The sequence below is a fragment of the Actinoallomurus bryophytorum genome, assembly GCF_006716425.1.
Taxonomy (GTDB): Bacteria; Actinomycetota; Actinomycetes; order Streptosporangiales; family Streptosporangiaceae; genus Actinoallomurus; species Actinoallomurus bryophytorum.
Genome location: NZ_VFOZ01000001.1, coordinates 7,462,403 through 7,475,540 on the forward strand (window position 1 = coordinate 7,462,403; position 13,138 = coordinate 7,475,540).

At 70.0% G+C, this 13,138-nt stretch carries 12 protein-coding genes; 11 read left to right on the plus strand and 1 reads right to left on the minus strand.

Annotated elements, in window-relative coordinates; all coding sequences use genetic code 11:
* The first annotated feature begins 91 nt into the window (after positions 1 to 91).
* From FB559_RS34565 to whiA, 6 genes are all read left to right on the plus strand, one after another.
* Positions 92 to 535, plus strand: coding sequence for a Rieske (2Fe-2S) protein (locus FB559_RS34565; protein ID WP_141961126.1), 444 nt, complete (start codon positions 92 to 94; stop codon positions 533 to 535).
* A gap of 513 nt (positions 536 to 1,048) precedes the next feature.
* Positions 1,049 to 1,594, plus strand: coding sequence for a DinB family protein (locus FB559_RS34570; RefSeq protein ID WP_141961127.1), 546 nt, complete (start codon positions 1,049 to 1,051; stop codon positions 1,592 to 1,594).
* Positions 1,595 to 2,248: 654 nt separating this feature from the next.
* On the plus strand, positions 2,249 to 4,189 hold the full coding sequence (gene uvrC / locus FB559_RS34575) for an excinuclease ABC subunit UvrC (protein WP_185792540.1): 1,941 nt from the start codon (positions 2,249 to 2,251) through the stop codon (positions 4,187 to 4,189).
* Positions 4,190 to 4,657: 468 nt separating this feature from the next.
* Positions 4,658 to 5,557: an RNase adapter RapZ gene (gene rapZ / locus FB559_RS34580; protein ID WP_281286312.1), complete on the plus strand. Its 900-nt coding sequence runs from the start codon at positions 4,658 to 4,660 to the stop codon at positions 5,555 to 5,557.
* A gap of 6 nt (positions 5,558 to 5,563) precedes the next feature.
* Positions 5,564 to 6,541, plus strand: a complete 978-nt coding sequence (locus FB559_RS34585; RefSeq protein ID WP_141961130.1) for a gluconeogenesis factor YvcK family protein — start codon at positions 5,564 to 5,566, stop codon at positions 6,539 to 6,541.
* Positions 6,542 to 6,574: 33 nt separating this feature from the next.
* The gene (whiA, locus tag FB559_RS34590; RefSeq protein ID WP_141961131.1) at positions 6,575 to 7,555 is read left to right on the plus strand and encodes a DNA-binding protein WhiA; all 981 of its coding nucleotides are present in this window, start codon (positions 6,575 to 6,577) and stop codon (positions 7,553 to 7,555) included.
* Between the two features lie 591 nt (positions 7,556 to 8,146).
* Here the strand turns inward: whiA and FB559_RS34600 are convergent.
* Positions 8,147 to 8,920, minus strand: a complete 774-nt coding sequence (locus tag FB559_RS34600; protein WP_141961132.1) for a hypothetical protein — start codon at positions 8,918 to 8,920, stop codon at positions 8,147 to 8,149.
* A 330-nt stretch (positions 8,921 to 9,250) separates the two neighbouring features.
* Here FB559_RS34600 and gap point away from each other — a divergent pair, with 330 nt between their 5' ends.
* The 5 genes from gap (at position 9,251) to FB559_RS34625 (ending at position 13,080) form a co-directional block, all read left to right on the plus strand.
* Entirely contained in the window at positions 9,251 to 10,255 is a 1,005-nt protein-coding gene (gene gap / locus FB559_RS34605) for a type I glyceraldehyde-3-phosphate dehydrogenase (protein ID WP_141961133.1), read from the plus strand.
* A gap of 5 nt (positions 10,256 to 10,260) precedes the next feature.
* A complete protein-coding gene (locus tag FB559_RS34610) occupies positions 10,261 to 11,451 on the plus strand; it encodes a phosphoglycerate kinase (RefSeq protein ID WP_141962114.1) in 1,191 nt (396 codons plus the stop codon).
* A gap of 2 nt (positions 11,452 to 11,453) precedes the next feature.
* Positions 11,454 to 12,260 carry a triose-phosphate isomerase gene (gene tpiA / locus FB559_RS34615; protein ID WP_281286313.1) on the plus strand — a complete coding sequence of 269 codons (807 nt, stop codon included), beginning with the start codon at positions 11,454 to 11,456 and terminating at the stop codon, positions 12,258 to 12,260.
* Between the two features lie 128 nt (positions 12,261 to 12,388).
* The gene (gene secG, locus FB559_RS34620; protein ID WP_141961134.1) at positions 12,389 to 12,631 is read left to right on the plus strand and encodes a preprotein translocase subunit SecG; all 243 of its coding nucleotides are present in this window, start codon (positions 12,389 to 12,391) and stop codon (positions 12,629 to 12,631) included.
* Positions 12,632 to 12,708: 77 nt separating this feature from the next.
* Positions 12,709 to 13,080, plus strand: a complete 372-nt coding sequence (locus FB559_RS34625) for an RNA polymerase-binding protein RbpA (protein ID WP_141961135.1) — start codon at positions 12,709 to 12,711, stop codon at positions 13,078 to 13,080.
* The last annotated feature ends 58 nt before the right edge of the window (positions 13,081 to 13,138 follow it).

The window sequence follows — 13,138 nt, forward strand, 5'->3', positions numbered from 1 at the left end:
AGACCGAAACCGGGGATTTGCCCGCGAATTGAACCGACCCGATGGCTCCACCGTGTAGTCAGGGAAGTCATCGAAGCCAAGGAGGACCCAAATGCCGTTCGACCCGTCCAAGCCCGAACCGGAGTCCAGCCGCAGGGGGATGCTGCTCGGAGTGGGCCTAGTCGGTCTCGCCGGCACGTTGAGCGCCTGCGGCGGCTCGAAGGACGACTCGTCGGCTGATTCCTCGGGGAGCGGCGACAAGAGCAGCGGCGGGACCCTGGGCAAGGCAAGTGACGTCCCCGTCGGCGGCGGGAAGATCTACAAGTCCGAGAAGGTCGTCGTCACGCAGCCGAAGCAGGGCGAGTTCAAGGCCTTCAGCGCCGTCTGCACCCACCGCGGCTGCACCGTGGACTCCATCTCGGGCGGAAAGATCCACTGCCCGTGCCACGGCAGCGCCTACAACGTGGCCGACGGCTCGGTCGCCAACGGCCCCGCCTCCAAGCCCCTGCCGCCCAAGTCCGTCGCCGTCCAGAACGGCGAACTCAAACTCAGCTGACCCACGCACGCCACGTCGCGGTCACGGCCGCCCAGCCGCGACCGCGACACGCACGTCTTCCTGAGCCCCAACCGGTAGCCCGGCCCAGCCCGCCACGCCAGCCCTCCGAAGCCCACGACGCGGGCGGCGAGAGCGGTGGTCCGAGAGGGCGAGGACCTGCACGGACTCGTCGCAGGGCGTCGTCGGGCTGATCTCGCCGTGGAACTACCTGCTGACGCTGAGCGTCCCCGACGCCGTCCCTGCTACCTGGTCGCGGTCCGCGCCGACTGCCTGACCGTCTGGCCGCGGGGCGTGCCCGGTTGTGATTCGTGGCGGTCGCGTGACCGGCCGTCTGGTCGCGAGGTGCGTCGCGCGTGCCCGGTCGCGGTTCGCGTCGCCCGGCCGTGGACGGTGCAGACCGCCCGACCACGATCCGCGCCTGCCGACCGTCCAGCCGTTCCCCTGCCGGTACTGCTGACCTCTTGCCCATCGCCGGCAGGCCGTCTTGTCGGTGCCCACTGCAATGCTCTGGGCATGGCCGAGATTCCTGAGGACAGCTATGCGCAACCGTGGGGTGCCGATCCTCGCAGCTCGCCTCCGCTCGTCGGCGACGAGCGTGAGATCCTCACCGGGTTCCTTGACTGGCACCGGCAGACGTTCGCGCTCAAGTGTGCCGGGGTCTCCGCCGGGCGGCTGTCCGAAAAGGGCATCCCGCCGTCCGGGCTCAGCCTGCACGGACTACTGCGCCATCTCACCGGGGTCGAGCGATGGTGGTTCAGGGTCCAGTTCGCCGGCGAGGAGCTGCCGTTGCTCTACTACTCCGACGACGATCCCAACCAGGACTTCGACGCTCTGGACGGCGACGTCACCGAGGCGTTCGCGCTCTGGCAGAGCGAGTGCGAGCGCGCCCGGGAGATCGTCGCGCGGGCCGGTTCCCTCGATGAGACCGGCACCCGGCAACGGACCGGCGAGCCGTTCTCACTGCGCTGGGCACTCGTGCAGATGATCGCCGAGTACGCCCGCCACAACGGCCATGCCGACCTCCTACGCGAGCGGATCGACGGTGCCACGGGATACTGAGAGCAGGCGAGGCCCCCGGACCGGCCACCTCATCTCGCGCTCCTCGCCTCCGCTCGTCGGCGCTGCGCGACAGCCGGACGGTCCAGGCAGCAGGGCAGACCCAGGCGATCTATGGGTCGGTCTGCCGACGCGCGGTGTCGATGGCGGAGTCGGTGGCGGTGGGGCACGTGTGGCGACGGTGAACGCCGCTGGCCCGGGTGGCTGTTCGGCCGCGGGGAGGCGCGGTGATCCTCGGACGGTACGGGGCGCCGGGGGTGCCGAAGGGCGGCCGATCCCGGTGCGTCCGATCAACGCGGTGGCGGGGGCACGTCGCGGCGATGGCGGATGGCAGCCCCGTCGCGAGGACGCGCAACGACCATGCGTCGACAGGGGACGGTGATGACGGCAGTCCCGTCGGGTGGCTGCCCGACCGGGGCGGAGAACCCACAAACGCCCCGCGCTGGCAGGGGACGGTGGTGAGCGGCCGGTCGACGCGGTGCCGGGGGAGGGGCGTGCGGTGGTGGTGGTTCGGGCGGATGGCTGCTCGGCGGTGGGGAGGAGACGCGATGACCATGTGGCGGCAGGAGGACGGCGATGGCGGCGGAAGGCGGCCGATCCGGGGCGTGGGCGGCCAACGCGGCGTACTCCGTCCGGCTCGGCACTAGGCTGACGGACGTGGCAGATCCGGCGTCGTACCGGCCCGCCCCAGGTACCATCCCCGAATCGCCCGGGGTGTACCGATACCGTGACGCGAACGGCAGGGTCATCTACGTAGGCAAGGCGAAAAACCTGCGTGCCCGGCTTAATTCCTACTTCACCGATTTCGCCGGGCTGCATCCGCGTACGCAGACGATGTTGCAGACCGCGGCGGGTGTCGAGTGGACGGTGGTCGGCACCGAGGTCGAGGCGCTGCAGCTCGAATACTCGTGGATCAAGGAGTACGACCCGCGGTTCAACGTCAAGTACCGCGACGACAAGTCCTACCCCTACCTCGCCGTGACGATGAACGAAGACGTCCCGCGGGTGCAGGTGATGCGCGGCGCCAAGAAGAAGGGCGTGCGCTACTTCGGCCCCTACTCCCACGCGTGGGCGATCCGGGAGACCGTCGACCTGCTGCTGCGGGTCTTTCCCGTGCGTACGTGCTCCGCCGGGGTGTTCCGGCGGCAGCAGCAGATGGGCCGGCCCTGCCTGCTCGGCGACATCGGCAAGTGCTCGGCGCCCTGTGTCGGCCGGATCAGCGAGGACGGGCACCGCGACGTCGCCGCGGACTTCTGCGACTTCATGGCCGGCGACACCGCGCGTTTCATCAGGGCGCTGGAAAGGGACATGCGCTCGGCCGCCAAGGAGCAGGAGTACGAACGCGCCGCACGGCTGCGCGACGACATCCGGGCCCTGCAGCGCGCCCTGGAAAAGCAGTCCGTCGTGCTCGGCGACACGACCGACTGCGACGTGATCGCCCTGGCCGACGACCAGCTCGAGGCCGCCGTCCAGGTGTTCTACGTACGCGGGGGGCGCATCCGCGGGCAGCGCGGATGGGTCGTCGACAAGGTCGAGGACGTCACCGCCGGCGAGCTCGTCGAGCAGTTCGTCCTCCAGATGTACGGCGACATGGCGGGCGACACGGTGCCCCGCGAGATCCTCGTGCCGACACTGCCGCCCGAGCAGGACGCGGTGGTGGAGCTGCTCACCGAGCATCGTGGTGGCCGGGTGGACCTGCGGGTGCCCCGTCGTGGTGACAAGAAGACGCTGATGGAGACGGTCGAGCGCAACGCCAAGGAGGCGTTCAAGCAGCACAAGACGCGCCGCGCCGCCGACCTGACCAGCCGCAGCAAGGGCCTGCAGGAGATCCAGGACGCCCTCGAACTCGACCAGGCGCCGCTGCGCATCGAGTGCTACGACGTCTCCAACCTCCAGGGCACCCATGTCGTGGCGTCGATGGTCGTCTTCGAGGACGGTCTGCCGCGCAAGAGCGAATACCGCAGGTTCTCCATCAAGACCGTCGAGGGCCAGGACGACGTACGGTCCATCAACGAGGTGATCACCCGGCGGTTCCGCCGCTACCTCGAGGAGACGGAGAAGACCGGCGAGCTGGACGTCCTCGGCGAACGCGAGGAGGGCGGCCCGATCGACCCGGAGACCGGCCGTCCGCGCAGGTTCGCGTACCCGCCCAACCTCGTCGTGGTCGACGGCGGCGCGCCGCAGGTGGCGGCCGCTCAGCGTGCCCTCGACGAGCTCGGCATCGACGACGTCAGCCTGTGCGGCATCGCCAAGCGGCTGGAGGAGGTCTGGATGCCCGGCGAGGAGGATCCCGTCATCCTGCCGCGCAACAGCGAGGGCATGTACCTCCTGCAACGGGCGCGCGACGAGGCGCACGACTTCGCCATCAGGTTCCACCGCAACAAGCGTTCCAAAGGCATGATCGTCAGCGAGCTCGATGCCGTGCCGGGGCTGGGGCCGAGCCGGCGCACCGCGCTGATCAAGCATTTCGGGTCGGTGAAGCTGCTCAAGGAGGCCGGACCGGACGAGATCGCCGAGGTTCCGGGCATCGGACGGCGCACCGCTGAGACCATTGTCGCGGCACTGCACGCGCAGGACGGGGGAACAGGACGTGAGTGATCTCCGAAGCGGGAGACCCGGCGAGGTGACGTCGCCGCGAGGGCCGGACGGCCTCACCCGCCGGCACCGCGGAAAGCACGCGGGCGAGCGACGCCGGGCCCGCGCCCGTACGGGGCACCTCGCTTCCGCCCCCGGGGTGTCCTGGGCGCGCGGCGGTGGAGGACCCCGCCTAGCGGCACGCCCGAGCGTGAGCGCCGCACGCGGCCAGGCCCCGGACGGCCTCGCACGCAGGCACCACGGAAAGCACGCGAGCGAGCGACACTGGGCCCACGCCCGTACGGAGCAGCTCGCTTCCGCCCCCGGGGTGTCCTGGGCGCGCGGCCGTGGAGAACCCCGCCTCGCCGTACACCCAGGCCAGGGCGTGAGCGCCGCTCGGGGCCGGGCACGAAAGATGCGCGAGGCCACCACCGGCACGGGGACTCGAGTGCCAGGGGACGGCGCCGGCCGTTCCGGACGCAGGGAGGCGGCGTGAACACCACGAGCGGCAGCCTCGCAGGCACCCCTCAGGTGCCCGACATCGTCATCATCACCGGCATGTCCGGTGCCGGCCGCAGCACGGCCGCCAAGTCGCTGGAGGACCTCGACTGGTTCGTGGTCGACAACCTGCCACCCGGCCTGCTCGCCACGATGGCCGACCTCGCCGAGCGCGGGCAGGGCGCGGTGCCCCGCATCGCCGTCGTCGTCGACGTGCGCAGCCGGGCGTTCACCACCGACCTGCAGTCCGCGTTCGACGAGCTGGAGGCGCGCGGCGCACACCCGCGGGTGGTGTTCCTGGAGGCATCCGGCGACGTACTGGTCCGCCGGTTCGAGAGCGTACGACGGCCGCACCCCCTCCAGGCCGACGGCCGGATCGTCGACGGCATCGCGCGCGAGCGAGAGCTGCTGCGCGAGGTACGCGCCGAGGCGGACCTGGTCATCGATACCAGCTCGCTCAACGTCCACGAGCTGCGTGCCAAGATCGTCGGGTTCTTCGGCGGTGAGGGCAACGAGTCCAGCCTGCGCGCGACGGTCGTCTCGTTCGGCTACAAGTACGGGTTGCCGGTCGACGCCGACCTCGTGGTCGACTGCCGCTTCCTGCCCAACCCGCACTGGATCCCCGAGCTGCGCCCGCACACCGGGCGTGACGCCGACGTGCGTGACTACGTCCTGTCCCGGCCGGGCGCCAAGGAGTTCCTCGACGCCTACTCCGAGGTGCTGCGCCTGCTCGTGGAGGGCTACGAACGCGAGGGCAAGCACTACGTCACGCTCGCCGTCGGATGTACGGGTGGCAAGCACCGCAGTGTCGCGATGGCCGAGCAGATCGGCGGCCGGCTCCGCGACGAAGGTCTGGACCTCCAGGTCGTCCATCGGGATCTCGGACGGGAATAACACAACGTGGCTTCCCCCAGCGTCGTCGCCCTCGGCGGCGGGCACGGGCTGTACGCCTCACTGTCCGCGCTCCGTCGCGTGACCGACCGGCTCACCGCCATCGTTACCGTCGCCGACGACGGAGGTTCGAGCGGGCGGCTGCGCCGCGAGCTCGGCGTCCTGCCACCGGGAGACCTGAGGATGGCGCTCGCCGCGCTGTGCGGTGACGACGAGTGGGGGAGCACCTGGAGCGAGGTCGTCCAGCACCGCTTCCTCAGCCAGGGCGAGCTACACGGGCACGCGGTCGGCAACCTGCTGATCGTGGCCCTCTGGGAGCTGCTCGATGACCCCGTCGTGGGGCTGGACTGGATGGGCCGGCTGCTGCGCGCCGAGGGGCGGGTGCTGCCGATGGCCTCGGTACCCCTCGACATCGTCGCGGAGGTACAGGGCGCCGACCCGGCGGCGCCGAACGCGATCTCCAAGGTGCGGGGCCAGGTGGCCTGCGCGAAGACGCCCGGTCAGGTGCTCAGCGTCTCGCTGATCCCCGAGGACCCGCCGGCGAGCCCGGAGGCGCTGCGCGCCGTCGAGGAGGCCGACTGGATCGTCTTCGGTCCCGGCTCGTGGTTCACCAGTGTGCTCCCGCACCTGAAGGTCCCCGAGCTGGCCGGGGCGCTGCTGCGTACGAAGGCCAAGCGGCTAGTCGCGCTCAACCTCGCGCCGCAGCCGGGGGAGACCGACGACTTCTCGCCGCAGACGCATCTTGAGGTCCTGCGGGCTCACGCGCCCGAACTGAAAGTCGATGTCGTGCTCGCCGACCGGAATCTCGTCGATGAGCCCGATGTTCTGGAGAAGGCGGTTCGTACCCTCGGAGGCAGGCTGGCCCTGGCCGACGTGGCCGCGGAAGATGGATCTCCACGGCATGATCCGGCACGGTTGGCCCAAGCGTTCGCACAGATCTTCGCCAGCGGCCACGTGACGCGGCGGGATTCGGCGAGACTGCCCTGACGGGATGTTGGCAACAGGGGGAGGATCACATCCATGGCGATGACCGGCGTGGTGAAGGACGAGCTGAGCAGGCTGTCCGTCATGAAGCCGTGCTGCCGCAAGTCCGAGGTGTCGACGCTGCTGCGTTTCGCCGGGGGACTGCACATTGTGAGCGGACGGATCGTGATAGAGGCCGAGCTCGACACCGGAGCCGCGGCGCGACGCCTGCGCAAGGACCTCGCCGAGGTCTTCGGTCACACCTCCGACGTCGTGGTGCTGGCGCCGAGCGGGCTGCGCAAGGGCAATCGCTACGTCGTGCGCGTCTTCCGCGACGGTGAGTCGCTGGCGCGTCAGACCGGTCTGATCGACAATAACGGCCGCCCGGTACGCGGGCTGCCCAGGCATGTGGTGGCGGGGGCCGCCTGCGATGCCGAGTCGGCGTGGAGGGGGGCGTTCCTGGCGCATGGATCGCTCACCGAGCCCGGACGCTCGATGTCGCTGGAGGTGACCTGCCCCGGGCCCGAGGCCGCACTGGCACTGGTCGGCTCCGCGCGGCGGTTGCGCATCCACGCGAAGGCACGCGAGGTACGCGGCGTGGACCGGGTGGTCGTACGCGACGGTGACGCCATCTCGGCCCTGCTGACGCGGCTCGGGGCCCATGACTCGGTGCTCGCGTGGGAGGAGCGCCGCATGCGCCGGGAGGTACGCGCGACCGCGAACCGCCTGGCCAACTTCGACGACGCGAACCTCCGCCGCTCGGCGCGCGCCGCGGTGGCGGCCGGCGCGCGTGTGGCGCGCGCCCTGGAGATCCTCGCCGACGACGCCCCCGAACATCTCGTCGCGGCCGGCCGGCTTCGGCTAGAGCACAAGCAGGCGTCGCTGGAGGAGCTCGGGCAGCTCGCCGACCCACCGCTGACCAAGGACGCCATCGCCGGCCGTATAAGGCGCCTGCTCGCCATGGCCGACAAGCGCGCGATGGACCAGGGCGTCGCCGGCACCGAGGCCAACGTCACGGCCGACATGCTCGCCCCCTGATCGCCAGGGGCGGTCGCATGAGCCGCCGCCTTCAAGAAGCCGCGCGCCCTTAGGTTCTGTCTCATAGTCATGCTGTGGCCGTGTGGCGCCGCCCGTGTGGCGCCTTGGGTGGCGTCGCCCGGGGTTATCCACAGAACCCCGCTCTACTTTCGCCCGCCGTTGTTCCCGCTGGACAATAAAAGTGGGATGGCACCCCCGGGCGGGTGGGCTCCAGGTGGGTGGGCTCCAGGTGGGTGGGCTCCAGACGGGTGGGCTCCAGACGGGTGGGCTCCAGACGGGTGGGCTCCAGACGGGTGGGCTCCAGACGGGTGGGCTCCAGACGGGTGGGCTCCAGACGGGTGGGCTCCAGACGGGTGGGCTCCAGACGGGTGGGCTCCAGACGGGTGGGCTCCAGACGGGTGGGCTCCAGACGGGGGCCGAGACCGGGCGGGGCCCAGACCGAGGGCTTCGAGGCAGGCCGTGGCCGCGCCGGTCAGAACTTGTACGCCGTGAGACACCGCCGTTCGCCAAGGGCGGCGCCCAGGAAACAGGCCGAGACGTCGAAGAACCCCGCCGTGCCGCACGGCGGGGTTCTTCGACGTCCATGCGGGCTCAGCGTGGCGGAGCCTGCTGCTGCCCGTAGCCGGGCTGCTGCCCCTGACCGTAGGGCTGCTGCGGGGGACCGTAGGACTGCTGTCCCTGCCCGTACGGCGCCTGCTCCTGTCCGTACGGCGCCTGCTCCTGTCCGTACGGCTGCTGCGCGGGGGGATACGGCTGCGCCGCGGCGCCCGGCTGGGGTGCGGCGCCATACGGCTGCTGGGCGGGGTAGGACTGCCCGGGCTGGGCCGCCGCACCGGGCTGAGGTGCGCCGCCGTACGGGGCGTAGGCCTGGCCGGGCTGGGCCGCCGCACCGGCCTGGGGAGAGGTGCCGTACGCGGGGCTCGCGGTCGCCGTCACACGGGCGGCCTGGATGCGGCGGAAGACCATGCTGAACGCCGCCGCGGCGCCGATCGCCCAGAACAGGTACGTCTTGCCGTCGAGGGAGTCGAAGTAGAGCTTGGGCTGCTTCAGCTCGAGGTTGATGAGTTTGCCGAAGCCGATCCCCTCCTTGTGCGCGACATAGGCCGGGATCGCGAGGAACTCCCCGAGCGCGCAGCCGATCACGGTGAGCAGCGCCGCGACGGCGGCGATACCCGTGCTGGTGGGCCTGGCGCTGAACATGGTCAGGCCGACCAGCGCTCCGATACCGATCGCCACCAGGCTGAACTCGCGCTCGGTGACGACGGTGATGACGGCCCAGAGGGCGGCGCCCAGGATCATCGCGAGGATCCCGAGGGCGATGGCCTTGCCATTGCCCCCGCGCGGCCGCGCCGACGCTTCGTTCATGACACCTACTTCGCGTTATGTGGGCTGATGCGGATTTCGGCCCCTGAACAGAGGTTCCGGCCGATATCCGTGCATCGTTGGATGCCGCGACATCGTGGTTGGTTCCGGGCAATTTGGTCTAGACCAACGACTGGACCAACATGGTCTAGACCAATTAGGCTGCCCGTGGTTCGCCGCCCGCCATCGGATGTTGGCTCCCGGCCGGGCGGCGGGCCGGTCGCCCCGGCGCCGCGGTGACAGGTTCCCCGGCGGGGTTCGATAAGCTCGCTTCTGAAAAACGTCAAGTCAATGCCCCCGCGCAGACGGCCGGGGATGAAGGAGATTGGTGCCGTGACCATCCGGGTTGGCGTGAACGGCTTCGGCCGTATCGGCCGTAACTTCTGGCGTGCGCTCAACGCCGCCGGTGGCGATGTCGAGATCGTGGCGGTCAACGACCTCACCGACAACGCCACTCTCGCTCACCTGCTCAAGTACGACAGCATCCTTGGGCGGCTGCCGGAGGAAGTGAAGGCGGGCGCCGACGAGATCACGGTGGGCGGCAAGTCCATCAAGGTCTTCGAGGAGCGCGACCCCAACAACCTCAACTGGGGTGACCTGGGCGTCGACATCGTCGTCGAGTCGACCGGCTTCTTCACCGACGCCAACAAGGCCAGGGCGCACCTCGACAGGGGCGCCAAGAAGGTGATCATCTCCGCGCCGGCCAAGAACGAGGACGTCACCATCGTCATGGGCGTGAACGACGACGCCTACGACCCGGCGCAGCACGCGATCATCTCGAACGCCTCCTGCACCACCAACTGCCTGGGCCCCATGGCCAAGGTCCTGAACGACACCTTCGGCATCGAGCGCGGTCTGATGACCACGATCCACGCCTACACCCAGGACCAGAACCTCCAGGACGCCCCGCACAAGGACCTGCGCCGCGCCCGTGCCGCCGCGATCAACGTCGTGCCCACGAGCACCGGCGCCGCCAAGGCCATCGGGCTCGTCATGCCCGAGCTCAAGGGCAAGCTCGACGGCTACGCGCTGCGCGTCCCGGTGCCGACCGGCTCCGCCACCGACCTCACCGCCACGCTGTCGCGCGAGACCAGCGTCGAGGAGGTCAACGCCGCGATGCGTGCGGCCGCCGACGGCCCGCTGCGCGGCATCCTCACCTACACCGAGGACCCGATCGTCTCCAGTGACATCGTCACCGACCCGGCGTCCTGCATCTTCGACTCCCTTCTCACCAAGGTGATCGGCGACCAGATCAAGGTCGTCGGCTGGTACGACAACGAGTGGGGCTACTCCAACCGCCTCGTCGACCTCGTCAAGCTGGTGGGTTCGCGGCTTTGAGCACTCTGCGAACCATCGATGAGCTCGGCGACGTACGCGGCAAGCGAGTCCTGGTCCGCTCGGACCTGAACGTCCCGCTCGCCGACGGCGTGATCGGTGACGACGGCCGCATCCGCGCCAGCGTCCCGACGATCAACGAGCTCGCGGACCAGGGCGCACGCGTCATCGTGTGCGCCCACCTGGGCCGCCCGAAGGGCAGCCCGCAGCCCGAGTTCTCCCTGAAGCCGGTCGCCGCCCGTCTGGGCGAGCTGCTCGGCCGTGAGGTGCGCTTCGCGACCGACACCGTCGGCGACGACGCCAAGGCCACGGCCCTGGCGCTCGCCGACGGCGAGGTCGCGCTGCTGGAGAACCTCCGCTTCAACGCGGGCGAGACCAGCAAGGACGACGCCGAGCGCGGCGAGTTCGCGGACGCCCTGGCCGGCCTAGCCGAGCTGTACGTCGGCGACGGCTTCGGCGCCGTGCACCGCAAGCACGCCAGCGTCTACGACGTGCCGCAGCGGCTTCCGCACGCGGCCGGCGGCCTGGTCGCCGCCGAGGTCGAGGTGCTCAAGAAGCTCACCGAGAGTCCCGCGCGCCCGTACGCCGTGGTCCTCGGCGGCGCGAAGGTCTCCGACAAGCTCGGCGTCATCGCCAACCTGCTCGGCAAGGTCGACCGGCTGCTCATCGGCGGCGGGATGGCCTACACGTTCCTCAAGGCCCAGGGCCACGAGGTCGGCAACTCGCTGCTGCAGGAGGACCAGCTCGACCAGGTCCGCGGCTTCATCGAGGAGGCGGCCAAGCGCGACGTCGAGCTCGTGCTGCCGGTCGACGTGCTGGCCGCTACGGAGTTCGCCGCGGACGCGCCGCACGAGGTCGTCGAGGCGACCGCGATCCCGGCCGACCGTGAGGGCCTGGACATCGGCCCCCGCAGCCGTGAGCTGTTCGCCGGACGGCTCGCCGACGCCAGGACGGTGTTCTGGAACGGCCCGATGGGCGTGTTCGAGTTCGACGCGTTCGCCGGTGGCACCCGCGCGGTGGCCGAGGCGCTGATCGCGTCCGAGGCGTTCTCGGTCGTGGGCGGCGGAGACTCGGCGGCGGCGGTACGCAAGCTGGGCCTCCCCGAAGACGGTTTCTCGCACATCTCGACCGGTGGCGGCGCCAGCCTCGAATACCTCGAGGGCAAGACGCTCCCCGGCCTCGCCGCTCTGGAGGACTGACCGTGGCGCCGAAGAGTGCCCCTGGCGACGGGGGCCGCAAGCCGCTGATCGCCGGCAACTGGAAGATGAACCTCACCCATCTCGAGGCCATCGCGCACGTCCAGAAGCTGGCGTTCGGCCTCAAGGAGGCCGACTACGCGGTCGCCGACATCACGGTGCTGCCGCCGTTCACCGACCTCCGCAGCGTGCAGACGCTGGTGGACGCCGACCGGCTGGAGCTCACGTACGGCGCTCAGGACGTCTCGGCGCACGAGAAGGGCGCCTACACCGGCGAGGTGTCGGCGCTGATGCTCGCCAAGCTCGGCTGCACCTACGTGCTCGCCGGGCACTCTGAGCGCCGCCAGCACCACGGCGAGGACGACACGCTGGTCAACGCGAAGGTGAAGGCGGCCTTCAAGCACGAGCTGACGCCGATCCTGTGTATCGGCGAGGGCCTGGAGATCCGCCAGGCCGACGGGCACCTCTCGCACTGCCTCTCCCAGCTCGACGGGGCCCTGGAGAAGGTGTCCGCCGAGTTGGCGCGCCAGGTCGTCATCGCGTACGAGCCGGTGTGGGCGATCGGCACCGGAGAGGTCGCCACGCCGGACGACGCGCAGGAGGTGTGCGGTGCGATCCGCACACGCCTCGCCGAGCTGTACAGTGGAGATCTCGCCGATCAGGTACGCATCCTCTACGGCGGTTCCGTCAAAAGTGACAACATCGCCGGGATCATGGCTGAGTCCGACATCGACGGAGCCCTCGTCGGGGGCGCCAGCCTCGATGCCGGTGAGTTCATCAAGATCTGCCGGTTCCGTGAGCGACTTGCCTGATCTCGGTTACGTACTGAGCGTTTCTGCTGAGACTGGCGGGGGTACTGACGTACCCTCGGATCGGATGACCTGAATACGCGAATATTCCCCGCACCCCGCGGGGTGAATCACGAAAGCGCTGAACTGCTGTGATCATCGGAACTTCCATCGTCCTCATCATCACGAGCTCGCTGATGGTGTTGCTCGTCCTCCTTCACAAGGGCAAGGGCGGTGGCCTGTCGGATCTGTTCGGTGGCGGTATCAGCTCTTCGCTGGGCGGGTCGTCCGTGGTCGAGCGCAACCTCGACCGGCTCACGATCGGCACGGGTGTCATCTGGTTCGCGTCGATCATCGCCTTGGGCCTGCTGTTCGCGCACGGCCACCACGGCTGAGACGCGACGCAGACATACCGGCAGTATTGACGGCCGTCGCGCCCCTATTGCGGCGGCAGAATAGCGAGGAGTAGTCCGTGGGTAGTGGCAACGCCATTCGGGGTAGCCGTGTCGGTGCTGGCCCGATGGGAGAGGCCGAGCGCGGTGAAGCGGCGCCGCGTGTGTGGGTGACGTTCTACTGCGCCAACCGGCACGAGTCTCGGCCGAGTTTCGCGACCGACGTCGCCGTACCTGACCAGTGGGACTGCCCCCGGTGCGGTTTCCCCGCCGGCAAGGACCCCCAGAACCCCCCTGCGCCCCCGCGCAACGAGCCGTACAAGACGCACCTTGCGTACGTCAAGGAGCGGCGCAGCGACGCCGACGGCGAGGCCATCCTCGAAGAGGCCCTCTCCAAGCTCCGCAACGAGCGCGCCGCCATCCAGGCTGCGATGGCACGCGCGCGCAACTAGCACGTCACGCGTCCGGCCCGGTGCACGCTTCGGCGTACGCCGGGCCGTTCGCATTGTG